Origin of the sequence: Enterobacter cloacae complex sp. I2 (assembly GCF_014896205.1) — a bacterium.
In the GTDB taxonomy this organism is placed as follows: Bacteria; Pseudomonadota; Gammaproteobacteria; order Enterobacterales; family Enterobacteriaceae; genus Enterobacter; species Enterobacter quasihormaechei.
Map to the genome: position 1 here is coordinate 100733 of NZ_JADBRA010000004.1, position 16228 is coordinate 116960.

At 59.2% G+C, this 16228-nt stretch carries 14 protein-coding genes; 8 read left to right on the plus strand and 6 right to left on the minus strand.

The annotated features are described in order from the left end of the window. Nucleotides 1-49 precede the first annotated feature (49 nt). The 3 genes from nrdA to yfaE all read left to right on the plus strand — a co-directional run bounded on the left by nrdA (nucleotide 50) and on the right by yfaE (nucleotide 3801). Nucleotides 50-2335: a class 1a ribonucleoside-diphosphate reductase subunit alpha gene (nrdA, locus tag IM300_RS04780; RefSeq protein WP_023300610.1), complete on the plus strand. Its 2286-nt coding sequence runs from the start codon at nucleotides 50-52 to the stop codon at nucleotides 2333-2335. Nucleotides 2336-2416: 81 nt separating this feature from the next. Next, nucleotides 2417-3547 carry a class Ia ribonucleoside-diphosphate reductase subunit beta gene (gene nrdB, locus IM300_RS04785; protein ID WP_063868242.1) on the plus strand — a complete coding sequence of 377 codons (1131 nt, stop codon included), beginning with the start codon at nucleotides 2417-2419 and terminating at the stop codon, nucleotides 3545-3547. Further along, a complete protein-coding gene (gene yfaE / locus IM300_RS04790) occupies nucleotides 3547-3801 on the plus strand; it encodes a class I ribonucleotide reductase maintenance protein YfaE (protein WP_063868240.1) in 255 nt (84 codons plus the stop codon). Before nrdB ends, yfaE begins: the two co-directional genes overlap by 1 nt. Nucleotides 3802-3884: 83 nt before the next feature. Here the strand turns inward: yfaE and glpQ are convergent, their stop codons facing one another. Both glpQ and glpT read right to left on the minus strand, forming a co-directional pair. Further along, entirely contained in the window at nucleotides 3885-4946 is a 1062-nt protein-coding gene (glpQ, locus tag IM300_RS04795) for a glycerophosphodiester phosphodiesterase (RefSeq protein ID WP_193035528.1), read from the minus strand. An 11-nt stretch (nucleotides 4947-4957) separates the two neighbouring features. Further along, nucleotides 4958-6310: a glycerol-3-phosphate transporter gene (gene glpT, locus IM300_RS04800; RefSeq protein ID WP_063868234.1), complete on the minus strand. Its 1353-nt coding sequence runs from the start codon at nucleotides 6308-6310 to the stop codon at nucleotides 4958-4960. Nucleotides 6311-6560: 250 nt separating this feature from the next. Between glpT and glpA the strand changes: the two genes are divergently transcribed. The 3 genes from glpA to glpC are packed head-to-tail and all read left to right on the plus strand — an operon-like array spanning nucleotide 6561 to nucleotide 10583. Next, complete coding sequence (gene glpA, locus IM300_RS04805) at nucleotides 6561-8189, plus strand: anaerobic glycerol-3-phosphate dehydrogenase subunit A (RefSeq protein WP_193035530.1); 1629 nt, start codon at nucleotides 6561-6563, stop codon at nucleotides 8187-8189. After that, the gene (gene glpB, locus IM300_RS04810) at nucleotides 8179-9396 is read left to right on the plus strand and encodes a glycerol-3-phosphate dehydrogenase subunit GlpB (protein WP_193035532.1); all 1218 of its coding nucleotides are present in this window, start codon (nucleotides 8179-8181) and stop codon (nucleotides 9394-9396) included. The genes glpA and glpB overlap by 11 nt, the downstream gene beginning before the upstream one ends. After that, complete coding sequence (gene glpC, locus IM300_RS04815) at nucleotides 9393-10583, plus strand: anaerobic glycerol-3-phosphate dehydrogenase subunit GlpC (RefSeq protein WP_193035533.1); 1191 nt, start codon at nucleotides 9393-9395, stop codon at nucleotides 10581-10583. The genes glpB and glpC overlap by 4 nt, the downstream gene beginning before the upstream one ends. A gap of 31 nt (nucleotides 10584-10614) precedes the next feature. Here glpC and IM300_RS04820 read toward each other — a convergent pair whose 3' ends face one another. The 4 genes from IM300_RS04820 to tctD form a co-directional block, all read right to left on the minus strand. After that, complete coding sequence (locus IM300_RS04820) at nucleotides 10615-11814, minus strand: nicotinamide mononucleotide deamidase-related protein YfaY (RefSeq protein WP_193035535.1); 1200 nt, start codon at nucleotides 11812-11814, stop codon at nucleotides 10615-10617. A 94-nt stretch (nucleotides 11815-11908) separates the two neighbouring features. After that, on the minus strand, nucleotides 11909-12448 hold the full coding sequence (locus IM300_RS04825; RefSeq protein WP_063450369.1) for a YfaZ family outer membrane protein: 540 nt from the start codon (nucleotides 12446-12448) through the stop codon (nucleotides 11909-11911). Nucleotides 12449-12577: 129 nt separating this feature from the next. Beyond that, nucleotides 12578-13987 carry a sensor histidine kinase gene (locus IM300_RS04830; protein ID WP_193035537.1) on the minus strand — a complete coding sequence of 470 codons (1410 nt, stop codon included), beginning with the start codon at nucleotides 13985-13987 and terminating at the stop codon, nucleotides 12578-12580. Continuing rightward, nucleotides 13974-14648 carry a transcriptional regulator TctD gene (gene tctD, locus IM300_RS04835; protein WP_017693014.1) on the minus strand — a complete coding sequence of 225 codons (675 nt, stop codon included), beginning with the start codon at nucleotides 14646-14648 and terminating at the stop codon, nucleotides 13974-13976. Before tctD ends, IM300_RS04830 begins: the two co-directional genes overlap by 14 nt. A 152-nt stretch (nucleotides 14649-14800) precedes the next feature. Between tctD and IM300_RS04840 the strand changes: the two genes are divergently transcribed. Continuing rightward, nucleotides 14801-15781 (plus strand): tripartite tricarboxylate transporter substrate binding protein, encoded by a 981-nt coding sequence (locus tag IM300_RS04840; protein WP_064910302.1) that lies wholly within the window; start codon nucleotides 14801-14803, stop codon nucleotides 15779-15781. Between the two features lie 11 nt (nucleotides 15782-15792). Further along, the gene (locus IM300_RS04845) at nucleotides 15793-16224 is read left to right on the plus strand and encodes a tripartite tricarboxylate transporter TctB family protein (RefSeq protein WP_193035539.1); all 432 of its coding nucleotides are present in this window, start codon (nucleotides 15793-15795) and stop codon (nucleotides 16222-16224) included. Nucleotides 16225-16228 lie beyond the last annotated feature (4 nt).

Sequence of the window (16228 nt, forward strand, 5' to 3'; positions counted from 1 at the left end):
GTGGATAAGCGGGGGATATTTTTTATTTCACGGACAGGTAAAAACCCACATGAATCAGAGTCTGCTGGTGACAAAGCGCGACGGTACCACCGAGCGTATCAATCTGGACAAAATCCATCGAGTTCTCGACTGGGCAGCAGAAGGACTGAACAACGTATCTATCTCCCAGGTTGAACTGCGTTCTCACATTCAGTTCTACGACGGCATCAAAACGTCTGATATCCACGAAACCATTATCAAAGCAGCGGCGGATCTGATCTCCCGCGACGCACCGGATTATCAGTACCTCGCTGCGCGTCTGGCGATTTTCCACCTGCGCAAGAAAGCCTACGGCCAGTTCGAGCCGCCGAAGCTTTACGATCACGTGGTGAAAATGGTCGAGCTGGGCAAATACGACACGCATCTGCTGGAAGACTATACGGAAGAAGAGTTCGAGCAGATGAACGGGTTTATCGATCACTGGCGCGACATGAACTTCTCCTACGCGGCGGTGAAGCAGCTCGAAGGTAAATACCTGGTTCAGAACCGTGTGACCGGTGAGATCTACGAAAGCGCCCAGTTCCTCTATATTCTGGTGGCCGCCTGCCTGTTCTCGAATTACCCGCGTGAAACCCGTCTGGATTACGTGAAGCGTTTCTACGATGCGGTATCAACGTTCAAAATTTCTCTGCCTACGCCAATCATGTCTGGCGTGCGCACCCCTACCCGTCAGTTCAGCTCCTGCGTTCTGATCGAGTGTGGTGATAGCCTGGATTCCATCAACGCCACCTCCAGCGCCATCGTAAAATACGTTTCCCAGCGTGCCGGTATCGGCATTAACGCTGGCCGTATCCGCGCGCTGGGCAGCCCGATCCGCGGCGGCGAAGCGTTCCACACCGGCTGTATTCCGTTCTACAAGCACTTCCAGACGGCAGTAAAATCCTGCTCTCAGGGCGGCGTACGCGGGGGTGCAGCAACCCTGTTCTACCCAATGTGGCACCTGGAAGTGGAAAGCCTGCTGGTTCTGAAGAACAACCGTGGCGTGGAAGGCAACCGCGTGCGTCACATGGACTACGGCGTGCAGATCAACAAGCTGATGTACACCCGTCTGCTGAAAGGTGAAGACATCACCCTGTTCAGCCCGTCCGACGTCCCGGGCCTGTACGACGCGTTCTTCGCCGATCAGGACGAGTTCGAGCGTCTGTACACCAAATACGAAAAAGACGACAGCATTCGCAAGCAGCGCGTGAAGGCGGTAGACCTGTTCTCCCTGATGATGCAGGAACGTGCCTCTACCGGTCGTATCTACATCCAGAACGTTGACCACTGCAACACCCATAGCCCGTTCGACCCGGTCGTTGCGCCAGTGCGCCAGTCTAACCTGTGCCTGGAGATCGCCCTGCCGACCAAACCGCTGGACGATGTGAACGACGAAAACGGCGAGATCGCCCTGTGTACGCTCTCCGCGTTCAACCTGGGTGCGATTAAGAGCCTGGACGAGCTGGAAGAGCTGGCCGTGCTGGCAGTTCGCGCGCTCGACGCCCTGCTGGACTACCAGGATTACCCAATCCCGGCGGCAAAACGCGGCGCAATGGGCCGTCGTACCCTGGGTATCGGCGTGATCAACTTCGCCTACTGGCTGGCGAAAAACGGCAAGCGTTACTCCGACGGCAGCGCCAACAACCTGACCCACCAGACGTTCGAAGCGATTCAGTACTACCTGATGAAAGCCTCCAACGAGCTGGCGAAAGAGCAAGGCGCGTGCCCGTGGTTCAACGAAACCACCTACGCGAAAGGCATTCTGCCGATCGACACCTACAAAAAAGACCTGGATGCGATCGTCAGCGAGCCGCTGCACCTCGACTGGGAAGGCCTGCGCGAGTCCATCAAAACGCACGGTCTGCGTAACTCCACGCTCTCTGCCCTGATGCCGTCCGAGACCTCTTCGCAGATCTCCAACGCCACCAACGGTATTGAGCCACCGCGCGGCCACGTCAGCATCAAAGCGTCGAAAGATGGCGTGCTGCGTCAGGTAGTGCCGGACTACGAAACGCTGGGCAATAACTACGAACTGCTGTGGGAAATGCCAAACAACGACGGCTACCTGCAACTGGTGGGTATCATGCAGAAGTTTATCGACCAGTCGATCTCTGCCAATACTAACTACGACCCGACGCGCTTCCCGTCAGGTAAGGTTCCGATGCAGCAACTGCTGAAAGACCTGCTCACCGCCTACAAATTTGGCGTGAAGACCCTGTACTATCACAACACCCGTGACGGTGCGGAAGACGCACAGGACGACCTGGCCCCGTCAATTCAGGACGACGGCTGCGAAAGCGGCGCATGTAAGATCTAATGTAAATGCCGGGTGGCGCTCCGCTTACCCGGCCTACGATTTTGTTTGCCCGATTGACAAAATCTCTCACAGGACACACTCATGGCATATACCACCTTTTCACAGACGAAAAACGACCAGCTCAAAGAGCCGATGTTCTTCGGCCAGCCGGTCAACGTGGCACGCTACGATCAGCAAAAATATGACATCTTCGAAAAGCTGATTGAAAAGCAACTCTCCTTCTTCTGGCGTCCGGAAGAAGTGGACGTTTCCCGCGACCGTATCGATTTCCAGGCGCTGCCGGAACACGAAAAGCACATCTTCCTCAGCAACCTGAAGTACCAGACGCTGCTGGACTCCATTCAGGGTCGTAGTCCGAACGTGGCGCTGCTGCCGCTGATCTCGATTCCTGAGCTGGAAACCTGGGTAGAAACCTGGGCGTTTTCTGAAACGATCCACTCCCGCTCTTATACCCACATCATCCGCAACATCGTGAACGATCCGGCGGTGGTGTTTGACGATATCGTTACCAACGAGCAGATCCAGAAGCGCGCCGAAGGCATTGCGCACTACTACGACGAGCTGATCGAGATGACCAGCTACTGGCATCTGCTGGGCGAAGGCACGCACACCGTGAACGGCAAAACCGTCACCGTGAACCTGCGGGCGCTGAAAAAACAGCTCTATCTGTGCCTGATGAGCGTCAACGCGCTGGAAGCAATCCGCTTCTACGTGAGCTTCGCCTGCTCCTTCGCCTTTGCCGAGCGCAAGCTGATGGAAGGCAACGCCAAAATTATCCGTCTGATCGCCCGCGATGAAGCCCTGCACCTGACCGGCACCCAGCATATGCTGAACCTGCTGCGCAGCGGAACGGACGATCCGGAGATGGCGGAAATTGCGGAAGAGTGCAAACAGGAGTGCTACGACCTGTTCGTGCAGGCCGCCCAGCAGGAGAAAGAGTGGGCAGACTACCTGTTCCGCGACGGCTCCATGATTGGCCTGAACAAAGATATTCTCTGCCAGTACGTTGAGTACATCACCAACATCCGCATGCAGGCGGTTGGCCTCGATCTGCCATTCCAGACGCGTTCTAACCCGATTCCGTGGATCAACACCTGGCTGGTGTCCGATAACGTGCAGGTGGCGCCGCAGGAAGTGGAAGTGAGTTCGTATTTGGTCGGTCAGATTGACTCTGAAGTCAACACCGACGATCTGAGCGATTTCCAGCTCTGATGACCCGCGTAACGCTACGCCTTTCGGGTACAGAGGTGCTGTGCCAGGAAGAGCACCCTTCCCTGCTGGTGGCGCTGGAAGCGCATCAGGTAGAGGTAGAGTACCAGTGTCGTGAAGGCTATTGCGGTTCCTGCCGCTGCCGTCTGGTCGCAGGCCAGGTGGACTGGCTGACCGAACCGCTGGCCTTTATCAGTGAAGGGGAAATTTTGCCCTGCTGCTGCCGGGCAAAAGGCGATATAGAGATCGAGATGTAACAGTGTCGGGTGGCGCTACGCTTACCCGACCTACAAAACCGCAGTTCGTAGGCCGGGTAAGGCGAAGCCGCCACCCGGCAATTTCAGCGTTTATCCTTCAAAAAACTCACCGCTCTATCCGGAAAATCCGTAAACAGCCCGTCCACGTCCGCCTGGTTATACAGCACGCCGTAAAGCTGATTCACGTCCGTCGCATAGTCCGGCAGCTGGTCTGCACGCACGGTATACGGATGCACCTGCATGTTGCTCGTGTGCGCCTCTTTCACCATCGCCGTCAGCTTCACGTGACCCGGCGTTGAGCCTTCCGCCACCAGCATGTGGTAATCCGGCCCAATGCCGTCGGCGTACTGCGCAATCTGCTTCATCGCGCCCGGCTTAAACATCCAGTCGTAGTTGTAGTTCACCCACTTCCCGTCCGGCTGTTTTTCCTGGGTTTCGTTCCAGTCGGTATAGGCAATCAGCTGCACCAGATTGAGATCCATCCCCATCTTCGGCTCCAGCTCGGTTTTGATGCGCTTCAGCTCCGCGGCATCGAAACATTGCAGGAAAACCTTATCCTGCTTGCTGGTGTAGCCGTACTTTTTCAGCACCTCCAGCGTCGTAGCGGCAATGTCTTTTCCTTCCTGATGGTGGAACCACGGCGCTTTGATTTCCGGATAGATACCGATGTTTTTCCCGGTCGAGTGGTTCAGCCCCTGAACAAACTCGATCTCCTCTTCGAAGGTGTGAATACGGAAGTCAGATTTGCCCATCGGGAAACGTCCCGGATAGACCTGCACCTTCCTGCCGTTTTCAATCTCGAAGCCCTCGGTAAACGTCAGCGAGCGGATCTCCGCCAGCGTGAAGTCGATGGCGTAATAGCGACCGTCTTTACGGGCGCGATCCGGGAAGCGTTCCGCCACGTCCGTGACGCGGTCAAGATAGTGGTCATGCAGAACGACCAGCCGATCGTCCTTCGTCATCACCAAATCCTGCTCCAGATAATCCGCGCCCTGCGCATAGGCCATCGCCTTCGCCGGCAGCGTATGCTCCGGCAGATAACCGCTGGCGCCGCGATGGGCAATCACGATTTTATCCGCCGCCAGCGCGGAGCCGGTCATCAAACCGGCCAGCAGCAGGCCGGCTGCAAGTTGAGTGAATTTCATGACAAGGCTCCTTATTGACGACGCGCCAGCACTTCAGCGTGGTGACGTTTTTCACCGATCATCACGACGATCAACAGCAGAACCGCCAGCACGCTGCCGCCAATCATCACCATAAAGCCACCGTCCCAGCCGAAGAAGTCGACGGTGTAACCGACGATGGCACTTGCCGCCACTGAACCGCCGAGGTAGCCAAACAGACCGGTAAAGCCCGCCGCCGTGCCTGCCGCTTTCTTCGGCGCCAGCTCCAGCGCGTGCAGGCCAATCAGCATCACCGGACCGTAAATCAGGAAGCCGATAACGATCATACAGGCCATGTCTACTGATGGATTACCCGGCGGGTTCAGCCAGTAAACAACCGTCGCGATGGTCACCAGGGTCATAAAGAACACGCCCGTCGCGCCACGGTTACCTTTGAACACTTTATCCGACATCCAGCCGCAGATCAGCGTGCCGGGAATGCCCGCGTATTCATACAGGAAGTAGGCCCAGGAGGACTTATCCAGCGCGAAGTGCTTCACCTCTTTCAGGTAGGTTGGCGACCAGTCGAGGATGCCGTAGCGCAGCAGGTAAACGAAGACGTTCGCCACCGCGATGTACCACAGCAGCTTGTTTGGCAGCACGTACTTCATGAAGATCTGCTTTGCCGTCAGCTCTTCTTCGTGCTTCTCGCTGTAATCATCCGGGTAGTCGTTTTTGTACTCTTCGATTGGCGGCAGGCCGCAGGACTGCGGCGTGTCGCGCATCAGCGCAAAGGCGATAATCGCCACCAGGATCGCCCCAAAGGCTGGCATATAGAGCGCGGCATGCCAGTCGTTGAACCAGGCCATCCCCAACAGGAACAGCAGCGGCGGAAGCCCGCCCCCAACGTTATGCGCGCAGTTCCACACCGACACAATGCCACCACGCTCCTTTTGTGACCACCAGTGAACCATGGTGCGTCCGCACGGCGGCCACCCCATCCCCTGGAACCAGCCGCAGAGGAACAGCAGCACGAACATGATGGCAATGCTGGAGGTCGCCCATGGCACGAAGCCCATGAACAGCATGACCGCTGCCGCGAGGATCAGCCCGGCAGGCAGGAATACGCGCGGATTCGAACGATCCGACACTGACCCCATAATGAATTTCGAAAAACCGTACGCGATGGAGATCCCCGACAGCGCGAACCCCAGGTCGCCGCGAGAGAAGCCCTGCTCCACCAGATACGGCATGGCAAGCGCAAAGTTTTTACGTACCAGATAGTACGCCGCATACCCGAAGAAGATCCCGAGGAAGATTTGCCAACGCAGACGGCGGTAGAGAGGATCGATCTCTGCCTCTGGCAGTCGCGCCCGGTGTGGCGCAGGTTTAAAGATACTGAGCATAACAGCCTCCGTGGCCTTTCAAATAATGACCGGGCATCTCGCGCCCGGCTACAGAGGCGGCGATGTTAAGAAATCACGGTGAATGTTACTGTGAATCAACGCACAGATTGTTACAGAAATATGACAGGATGCGCAAAAAAGCGCATGAAATCACGTTTCACTTTCGAATTTCGCGCGTTTATGTTCGAAATCAAACAAACCACACGATCACTGTGGCTAAATGCTAAAAAACGAACATAGAGGAAAGGCAATGACAATTCACGATCCACGCTTAAGCGATGTGATTATCATTGGCGGTGGCGCGACGGGTGCCGGCATCGCACGCGACTGCGCCCTGCGGGGGTTGAGCGTCACGCTTCTGGAACGCCACGATATCGCCACCGGCGCGACGGGGCGTAACCACGGCCTGCTGCACAGCGGCGCCCGCTATGCGGTCACTGATGCTGAATCCGCGCGCGAATGTATCGCTGAAAACCAAATCCTCAGGCGCATCGCCCGCCACTGCGTTGAACCCACCAGCGGCCTTTTTATCACCCTTCCCGAAGACGACCTCGACTTTCAGCAAACCTTTATTACCGCCTGCACGGCGGCAGGCATTCAGGCTGAGGCGATCGATCCGGCGCAGGCGCGCCGTATTGAACCCTCGGTGAACCCGGCGTTACTTGGCGCGGTAAAGGTGCCTGACGGAACCGTTGATCCCTTCCGCCTGACCGCCGCCAATATGCTCGACGCGCGGGAACACGGGGCGCATATCCTGACCGGGCACCACGTTACCGGGCTTATTCGTGAAGGCAATACCGTGCGCGGCGTGCGCGTGTTTGATGCGCAGTACAACGAACACCGCGAGCTGTATGCCGCCGTGGTGGTTAACGCGGCGGGTATATGGGGCCAGCGCATCGCGGAATACGCCGATTTATCCATCCGCATGTTCCCGGCCAAAGGTTCGCTGCTGATCCTCGATCACCGCATCAATAACCACGTCATCAACCGCTGCCGCAAGCCGTCCGATGCCGACATTCTGGTGCCGGGCGACACCATTTCGCTCATCGGTACGACGTCAACGCACGTCGACTACAGCGACATTGACGTCAACCGGGTTACCGCCGAAGAGGTGGATATTCTGCTGCGCGAAGGGGAAAAGCTGGCCCCGGTGATGGCGCAGACCCGTATTCTGCGTGCCTACGCGGGCGTGCGTCCCCTCGTCGCCAGCGATAACGATCCGAGCGGGCGTAACGTCAGCCGCGGCATCGTGCTGCTCGATCACGCCGAACGTGACGGCATGGACGGGTTTATCACCATTACCGGCGGCAAGCTGATGACCTACCGGCTGATGGCGCAGTGGGCCACGGATGCCGTCTGCCGTAAGCTCGGCAATAGCACGCCGTGCGTGACGGCGGAGCGGGCCCTGCCCGGCTCGCAGCACTCGACAGAAAAAACGCTGCATAAAATCATCTCGCTCCCCGCACCGCTTCGCGGCTCGGCGATTTACCGCCACGGCGACCGCACTCCGACCTGGCTTGGCGAAGGGCGACTCAGCCGAAGCCTGGTGTGCGAATGCGAAGCCGTGACCGCAGGCGAGGTGCAATATGCCGTGGAAAACCTGACGGTGAACAGCCTGCTTGATTTACGCCGCCGCACGCGCGTCGGGATGGGCACCTGTCAGGGGGAGCTGTGCGCCTGCCGTGCCGCCGGGCTGCTGCAACGTTTTCACGCCACCACGTCAACCCAGTCGCTTGCCCAGCTCAGCGATTTTTTAAACGAGCGCTGGAAAGGCATTCAGCCCGTCGCCTGGGGCGATGCCCTGCGCGAAAGCGAGTTTACCCGCTGGGTCTATCTGGGGCTTTGCGGTCTGGAGAAGGAGCACCCCCATGAAATTTGATACCGTGATTGTCGGCGGCGGGCTGGCGGGCCTGCTGTGCGGCCTTAAGCTGACGCAGCGCGGTCTGCGCTGCGCCATTGTGACTCGTGGTCAGAGCGCCCTGCACTTCTCCTCCGGATCGCTGGATTTACTGGGCGCGCTGTCGTTCGAAGATCTGCCGCCTGAACATCCCTACCGGCTGACGGGCGCAGAGAATATGGCCCGCTTTGCCTGTGAAACCGAATATCTGCTCACCACCTGCGGCGCACGCATGCAGGGTGACGCGGAGCTTAACCATCAGCGCGTCACACCGCTCGGCACCATGCGCGCCGCCTGGCTTAGCCCGGAAGAGGTGCCTGTCGCCCCCATCACTGCGGAACGCGTGCTGGTGGTGGGGATCAGCGGATTCCTCGACTTTCAGCCGCATCTGGCCGCCGCGTCTCTCAGGCAGCAGGGTGTTCAGACAGATACCGCAGAGATTGACCTCCCTGAACTCGACGTGCTGCACGAAAACCCCAGTGAGTTTCGGGCGGTGAACATTGCCCGCCTGCTGGATAATGAACGTTACTGGCCGCAGCTGTATGCGGCGCTTCGACCGCTCGGCGAGACCTGCGACGCCCTGTTTATGCCCGCCTGCTTTGGCTTAACGGATAACCGGCTCTGGCGCTGGCTCTCGGCGCGTCTGCCCTGTACGCTCGGTTTACTGCCGACGCTCCCCCCTTCCGTGCCCGGCATCCGTCTGCATACCCAGCTTCAGCGTCAGTTTGTCGCCCAGGGTGGCGTCTGGATGGCGGGCGACGAGGTGAAAAAAATCACCCTGGCAGAAGGCGCGGCAAGCGAAATCTGGACCCGCAACCACGGCGACATCCCGCTTCGCGCACGCTATACGGTGCTGGCAAGCGGCAGCTTCTTCAGTAACGGTCTGCTGAGCAGTCGGGAGGGCGTGCGCGAGGCGATCCTCGGGCTGGACGTCCGGCAAAGCGCCTCCCGCGCGGACTGGTATCAGAGCGATTTTTTCACTCCGCAGCCCTGGCAGCAGTTCGGGGTGATTGTCGACGCCCAGCTGCGCCCGCGGCTGGACGGGCAACCGGTTGAAAACCTGTACGCCATCGGCTCGGTTCTGGGCGGGTACGATCCCGTGGCGCAGGGCTGCGGCGGCGGCGTCTGCGCCGTCACCGCGCTGCACGTTGCGGAGCAGATTATTCAGCGCAGGGAGGCAGCACAATGAACGACACCCGGTTTGAAAACTGCATCAAATGCACGGTCTGTACCACGGTTTGCCCGGTCAGTGGCGTCGATCCGCGCTATCCCGGCCCGAAGCAGGCCGGTCCCGACGGAGAACGTCTGCGCCTGAAGGACGGAGCGCTTTACGACGAGGCGCTGAAATACTGTATCAACTGCAAGCGCTGCGAAGTTGCCTGCCCGTCGGACGTGAAAATTGGCGATATCATCCAGCGCGCCCGCGCGCGCTACAGCACGCAGAAACCGACGCTACGTGACGCGATACTGAGCCATACCGATCTGATGGGCAGCATCTCGACGCCTTTCGCGCCGGTCGTCAATGCCGCCACCGTCCTGAAGCCGGTGCGCAGGCTGCTGGATGCAACGCTCAAAATCGACCATCACCGCAGCCTGCCGAAATATTCACACGGCACCTTCCGCGGCTGGTATAAATCCGTGGCGGCAGAACAGGCGCGGTTCGCCGAGCAGGTCGCCTTCTTCCACGGCTGCTACGTGAACTACAACCATCCGCAGCTGGGGAAAGACCTGCTGAAAGTGCTGAACGCCATGGGAACGGGCGTTCAGCTGCTGAGCAAAGAGAAGTGCTGCGGCGTTCCGCTAATTGCCAACGGTTTTACCGACAAAGCGCGGAGGCAGGCGAAAAGCAACGTCACCGCTTTACGTGAAGCGATCGTCGACAAAGGCATACCGGTACTGGCAACTTCGTCAACCTGTACCTTCACGTTGCGCGATGAATATCCGCATCTGCTGGATGTGGATAACACCGGCCTGCGCGAGCACATCGAGCTGGCGACCCGTTTTCTCTGGCGCAAACTGGACGGCGGGCAGACGTTACCGCTGGGCAAATTGCCGCTGAAAGTGGTGTATCACACGCCATGTCATATGGAAAAGATGGGCTGGTCGCTCTATACGCTTGAGCTGCTGCGGCTGATCCCGGGGCTGGAGCTGACGGTGCTGGATTCACGCTGCTGCGGCATCGCAGGCACCTACGGCTTCAAGCGCGAAAACTACCCAACGTCACAGGCAATTGGCGCGCCGCTGTTCCGGCAAATTGAAGAGAGCGGCGCGGATATCGTCGTGACCGACTGTGAAACCTGTAAATGGCAGATTGAGATGTCCACCAGCAAACGCTGCGAACATCCTATTACCCTGCTGGCAAACGCGCTGGCGTAACCGTTGCCGGGGCCACCGCCCCGGCAGATTCTCACTCCACGAACAGCGACTCGACGACGTTGATCCAGCCGTGCTCGCTGGCGACCTCTTTGCCGTTCAGCCAGCGGCGCAGCATGTTCAGGGCCATCATCGCGCACACCTCCTGACGCACGGCCAGACTGTGGCGGGTAATACTCATCTTCACCCGCAGGGCGTGCGTTCCTTCCGGGGTTGCCAGGGCGAAGTTGAGATGCTCTTCATCCAGCCCGCCAACAAACAGCGCCAGCCCCGCGAAATGCTTCACTCTGCGCTCGGACGCCCAGCGCGCGGTCTGCGCGAGCGTCTCCTGCTGGAACGGCACCACTTCGCTGGCCAGCAGCGGTGCACCCGCCCGGGTCAGCTGGAGCGCCAGCAGCCCGCCGGTAAACTGCTCGCTTAGCGTCACGCTCAGCTGACGAGACTGCAAATGGCGGGCGATCTGCGCCGGCAGCCCTTCCGTGCCTTCGAAAATCAGGCTTTCCCCGGCGACGCGCTGCACTTCGGGCCACAGCGCCAGCATGGCGGCTTTCTCAGACGCCGGTCCGGTCAGCTTCAGTTCAATAATCGGCATGGAGGAGCGATAGCCCATCGACACGCCGGGAGGCAATTGCAGATGTTCGAGGCTCTGGGCCAGATCGCTCTCCGAGCGGCCAAACGTGGTCAGACGCAGGCACAGCGGCGGTTCCGGCAGGGTAAAACGGTCGCGCAGGCGCGGCAGGATCTGCTGCTCGACCATCACCTTGAATTCCGACGGCACGCCCGGGGTGAAGAACATCAGGCAGCGGTTCAGCTGAACGGCAAACCCACAGGCGGTGCCGACCGGGTTATCAATCAGCTCCGCGCTGGCGGGGATCTCAGCCTGCTTGCGGTTGCTGGGGGCCATCACGCGGCCACGATCGGAGAAGAAACGCTCCATCTGCGTCAGCCACGCGTCGTGGAGAACCAGGCCTTCGCCTTTGGCGGTGGCGGCAGCCAGCGCGCTGAGATCGTCGCTGGTCGGTCCCAGCCCGCCGTTCACAATCAGCACGTCGCAGCGTTCGCTGCGCTCGCGCAGAACGTTGACCAGCGACTCAAGATTGTCACCCACGGTGTTGCGGCGCGTTAACGGTAATCCTTGCTCAAAGAAGAGATCGGCGAGCCAGGCGGCATTGGTATCAATGATTTGCCCATGCAGCACTTCGTCGCCAGTGGATAACATTTCCACGTTTATCATTGTGTTCTCCCATTTCAATGGTCAAAACACTATAGCGCAATCGAAGACCGGGGGAAGAGAGAAACTGGCGCGACAAAACGCCGCGCCGAGAGGATCAGAAACCTGCGCTAACGCCAACGTACGGGCCGTCTGCCAGGGCGTTGTCGCGGTTGCCGTCTTTACCGGCCAGGTTCAGATAGCGATAGCCCGCTTCGATGGTGATCGGACGCATGATGGTCCAGCGCGCGCCGGCGTTAGCTTCCTGATAGCTGTCGATACCGCTGGAGAGGGAATCCGGAGAGTAGTAGTACTCACCGAACAGGCCAAAGCTGTCGCCAATTTTCCACTGCAAGCCGCCGCCCACTGCCGCCGCGTAACCTTCGTCACCGTCGTTCGGGTTGGTGTAGATCCCTTTACCGCCAACGGTCGCCAGGAACGGGCCGAGAGGAACGTTGAAGCCGAGGCCCAGGCTTGCCGCATCGCCGTCGTCGTCGTTATGCGTCCAGCCGCCGGTCATTGCCAGACCTGCGCTGTCCGTGCCAAGACCGAAGCCCAGGTGGGTATAGTCCTCGCCCGCCGAGCCGTTGAAGGAAATAGCGTTGGCCGCCGCCGATACACACATCAGGCCTAAGCCCATTAATGCCACTTTTTTCATTGTCGTGATCCCGCACAATTTATTCAGAGATGTCCAAAAACCGCGAGATTTTAACCTGACTTTCAGGGGGATCAATGGACTCTGCGTGCGTCGGGCAATTAGTTTGTAACGATTTGATAATATCGACATTTACATCATCAACAAAAAGCGCATTTTCACGCACAGCCCGCCCAGATTTTGACTGGGCATCAGCTGGAGATGGCTGCGGTGCAGGCGGGCAATATCGTTGGCCAGCGCCAGACCAATGCCGGACCCGGCGGCATCGCCCACGTTGTCCAGCCGATGAAACGGCAGCATGGCCTGGGCGATCTGATCTTCGGCAATCCCCGGTCCGCTGTCCTCCACGCTCAGCTCAACGGCATCGTTATCCATGCGCAGGTACACCGTGACGATGCCCTGCTCCGGCGTGTATTTGATCGCGTTCTCCAGCAGGTTGGCACAGAGTTCGCCCAGCAGCACGTCATCTCCCTCAATCATTACCGGCTGCTGTACGCCGTCATAACCGAGGTCAATAGCCTTGCTGCGCGCCTGCGCCAGCCGGGAAAAGCAGCTGTTTTGCACCACCTGAACCAGATCGACAGGGGCAAACTGTCGCTCACCCTGCTCTTTTCGCTTCACCGCTGAAAGCTGTAGCAGCCTTTCGGTCAGCACGATGGTGTTATCCAGCGTCACGTTCATTGCCCGTAAACTTTCCTGCCACAGCGCCGGATCGTTACGCGTCAGGGCAACGGACACCTGGGTTTTCAGCACCGCCAGCGGCGTTTTGAGCTGGTGTGAGGCATCGGCATTGAAGCGCGCCTGCCGCGAAAGTACGCCGCGCAACCTGTCGATATAGCGGTTAAATGCCACAATCAGCAGCCGCGTTTCCGACCAGGGCAACAGCTCCGGCAGCGGGGCCAGCAGCCCTGGCTCGCGGCGCACCATCAGCGAGGAGAGCTGGCGCATCGGGCGCAGCACGCGGCGAAGCAGCCAGGCGGTTAAAATCAGCGTCAGCAGCACCAGCAGCCCCTGCGACACAAGCGAGGAAAACAGCAGCTGAGTGGCGAGATAGCGCCGCGACTGCAAGGTTTCGGCAACGTATATCTCCGCCATGCCGAACACGCTGTCTTCGTTAACCGGCTGGAGCAGCTTCGCCACGCGGATCGCCTGCCCGCGATACTCGGTATGATAAAACCAGGCCAGCGCAGGATAGTGGGTGGTGCGCGACGTGGAGGGTGGCATTTTCGGCAGATCGTCATAGCCGGAGATCGTCCGCCCATCAGGATCAACAACCTTGTAATAGAGGCGATCGTTCATGTTCAGCTCAAAGCTGTCGAGCACCACCCAGGGCACGTTTACCTGGAGCTTGCCGTTGTGCACCACCAGCCGCTCTGACACCGTGCGCGCCGAGGATAACAGCGTACGGTCATAGGCCTGCGTTGCCGCCTGTAGCGCGCTAACGTAGCTGTTAAAGGCCGACAGCCCCCATAACAGCAGCAGCGGCAACCCCAGAAAGAGCAAAAGTTGCAGGTAAAGCGACTGCGGCTTAACCCACTTCATCGCCGCACTCCAGCACGTAGCCCAGCCCACGGAGCGTGGTGATCCGCACGCCGCTGCCGGTCAGCTTCTTGCGCAGGCGGTGAATATAGAGATCGATGCTCTCGGGGCTAACGTCGTCGTTCAGGCTGAACACCTGGTCGAAGAGCTGCTGTCGGGAAACGGGACGGGTCCGGCGGTGCATCAGCACCTTCAGCAGAGAGAGTTCGCGCGGCGTGAGGGAAAGGGGTTCATCGCGCAGCAGAAAAAAGCCTTCATCATCGTACTCCAGCTCCCCCAGCCGCTGCCGCTCCTGGGTTCGCCCTTCACTGCGGCGCAGCAGCGCGCGCAGGCGGGCATCGAGTTCTTCCAGCTCGAACGGCTTCGGCAGATAGTCATCCGCCCCGGCATTCAGCCCTTTCACCCTGTCCGCCACGTTGCTGCGGGCGGTAAGAAACAGCACGGGAAGCGTCTGCCCGCGCTTTCTCAGGCGATGCACCACCTCCAGCCCGTCGAAGCCGGGCATGCCGATATCAAGAATGGCGACGGCATAGTTTTCCCCCTGCAAAAGGTGGTCGGCCGCCCGCCCGTCGTTGACGCAATCCACGGCAAATCCGTTCTGTACCAGCGCTTTCTCCAGCCAGTGAGCCAGCTCACGATTATCTTCCGCGAGTAAGAGACGCATATCACATCCTGTAAAGTTGGTGTCGCAGTGAAAGGGAAATGAAAGGTTATTGTTTTAACAATCACGCAACGGAACCGCTACAAGGTGGTTCACATAATCAGAAAAAAGACACCCGTACCCGTACTCCCGGTTCTCCGGCGTGAGGATAAACGATGAAAAAACAATTACTTTCTGCTGTTGCTGCAAGCGTATTGCTGTTGAGTGCCTCTGTCGTCCAGGCGCAGGAGGCGCCGTCCCGCACCGAATGTATCGCCCCGGCCAAACCCGGCGGCGGCTTCGACCTGACCTGCAAGCTGATTCAGGTCAGCCTGCTGGAGACGAAGGCCATCGAAAAACCGATGCGCGTCACCTACATGCCCGGCGGCGTAGGCGCGGTAGCCTATAACGCCATTGTCGCGCAGCGCCCTGCCGAACCCGGTACCGTCGTGGCCTTCTCCGGCGGCTCGCTGCTGAACCTGTCGCAGGGGAAATTTGGTCGTTATGACGTGGATGATGTGCGCTGGCTCGCCACCGTGGGCACCGATTACGGGATGATCGCCGTTCGTGCCGACTCTCCCTGGAAGTCCCTGAAAGATCTGCTGACCGCCATGGAAAAAGATCCGAACAGCGTGGTAATTGGCGCGGGCGCGTCTATCGGTAGCCAGGACTGGATGAAAGCCGCGCTGCTCGCGCAGCAGGCCAAAGTGGATCCGCACAAGATGCGCTACGTGGCCTTTGAAGGCGGCGGCGAGCCGGTGACGGCGCTGATGGGCAATCACGTGCAGGCGGTATCGGGCGATCTCAGCGAAATGGTGCCCTACCTGAGCGGAGATAAGATCCGCGTGCTGGCGGTCTTCTCGGAAAACCGTCTGCCGGGCCAGCTGGCGGACGTCCCAACCGCCAAAGAGCAGGGTTATAACCTGGTCTGGCCGATCATCCGCGGCTTCTTTGTCGGGCCAAAAGTGACCGACGCCGAGTACCAGTGGTGGGTGGATACCTTCACAAAACTCCAGCAAACCGACGAGTTCAAAAAACAGCGCGATCTGCGCGGACTGTTTGAGTTCAACCTGAACGGCAAGCAGCTGGACGAGTACGTGAAAAAACAGGTGAATGACTACCGCGAACAGGCGAAAGCCTTTGGCCTGGCGAAATAACCGGAGGCGCTATGAGCGATCGCATTTTTGCCGGGATATGGCTGCTGCTCTGCATTGGCGGGCTGTTCGTCGCCTGGCAGATCCACAGCGAATACAGCTATGAACCCGTAGGGCCACGCCCCTTCCCCATCGGCATTGTCGGCCTGATGCTGCTCTGCTCGGTGGCGCTACTGCTGCGCCATCCGGACACCGTAGAGTGGCCGCCACGCCGCACCCTGCAACGTCTGCTGGTGATGGTGATTGTCCTGCTGATGTACGCGTGGGGCTTTGAGTGGCTCGGCTTCCCGATTGCCACTGCCCTGCTGACGATGGTGATTGGCATGCTGTTTAACGCCTCGCTGCCCGCGGCGGGGATCTCCGGGGTCGTACTGGGCATTTTGCTCTGGTACGCCTTCGACCGCCTGCTGGACGTGACGTTGCCGCTCGGCGCATGGTTTAACTAACGGA